This window comes from Acholeplasma equifetale ATCC 29724 (assembly GCF_000687735.1).
Lineage (GTDB): Bacteria > Bacillota_I > Bacilli_A > Acholeplasmatales > Acholeplasmataceae > Acholeplasma > Acholeplasma equifetale.
In genome coordinates, this window is sequence record NZ_JHXL01000025.1 from 1 (window position 1) to 1,542 (window position 1,542).

At 48.7% G+C, this 1,542-nt stretch carries 1 rRNA gene; it reads left to right on the forward strand.

Annotated features, from left to right (window positions below):
* Positions 1-39: 39 nt before the first annotated feature.
* Positions 40-1,542, forward strand: a 23S ribosomal RNA gene (locus T434_RS08000); the annotation flags it as partial.

Genomic DNA, 1,542 nt, shown 5'->3' on the forward strand with positions numbered 1-1,542 from the left:
TCTTTGAAAAGTAGATAAATGATGTAAAGGAAAAAATAAGGTTAAGGAAGAAAGGGCACACAGTGGATGCCTTGGCACCAAGAGGCGAAGAAGGACGGAACTAACACCGAAATGCTTCGGGGAGCTGTAAGTAAGCGACGATCCGGAGATGTCCGAATGGGGAAACCCAACATGTGGAAGACATGTTATCACTTAGCAATAAGTGAGGCGAGACGTAGGGAACTGAAATATCTCATGTACCTACAGGAAAAGAAAGTAATAACGATTCCGTTAGTAGTGACGAGCGAACGCGGAGGAGCCAGATACCTAAGGTTACAAAACATTACGATAGATGAACGACATGGGAAGGTCGAGCATAGAGGGTGATACTCCCGTAATCGAAATCGTGATGTCCGTGGTATCAACAAGTAGGGCGGGACACGTGGAATCCCGTTTGAAGATAGGAGGACCATCTCCTAAGGCTAAATACTCCTTGGTGACCGATAGTGAACCAGTACAGTGATGGAAAGGTGAAAAGAACCCCGGGAGGGGAGTGAAAGAGAACCTGAAACTGTGTGCTTACAAATAGTCAGAGCCCGTTAATGGGTGATGGCATGCCTTTTGTAGAATGAACCGGCGAGTTATGTTACAGAGCAAGGTTAAGGGTGAAGGCCCGGAGCCGAAGCGAAAGCGAGTCTGAAAAGGGCGAATAAGTTGTGTGACATAGACCCGAAACCAGGCGATCTAGCCATGAGCAGGTTGAAGTAGGGGTAAAACCCTATGGAGGACCGAACCGAAGCACGTTGAAAAGTTCTCGGATGACTTGTGGCTAGGGGAGAAATTCCAATCGAGCTTGGAGATAGCTGGTTCTCCCCGAAATATCTTTAGGGATAGCGTTAGCAAAGAGTTTATCGAAGGTAGAGCACTGAATGTGTGATGGCCCCACCTCGGGGTACTGAGCCCAATCAAACTCCGAATGTCGGTAAACATGGCTAGCAGTAAGACTACGGGTGATAAGGTTCGTGGTCAAGAGGGAAAGAGCCCAGACCGCCAGATAAGGTCCCAAAATATATGCTAAGTGGAAAAGGAAGTGGAGATGCACAGACAACCAGGAGGTTGGCTTAGAAGCAGCCATCCTTTAAAGAGTGCGTAAAAGCTCACTGGTCGAGTGACTCTGCGCCGAAAATGTACCGGGGCTAAGCATATTACCGAAGCTGCGGATTTAGAGTAAAGATACTTTAAGTGGTAGGGGAGCGTTCCTACGGGGGTGAAGCACGATCGGAAGGACGTGTGGACTTGTAGGAAGTGAGAATGCCGGTGTGAGTAACGAAAAGAGAGGTGAGAATCCTCTCCGTCGAAAACCCAAGGTTTCCAGGGGAAGGTTCGTCCGCCCTGGGTAAGTCGGGACCTAAGGCGAGGCCGAGAGGCGTAGTCGATGGATAACTAGTAGAGATTCTAGTACCAGTGTAATAACTGATGGAGTGACAAAGGAGGATAGCCTACCACCCTTAATGGCTTGGGTGAGAAGGAATCGAGGCTGCGACATAGGCAAATCCGTGTTGC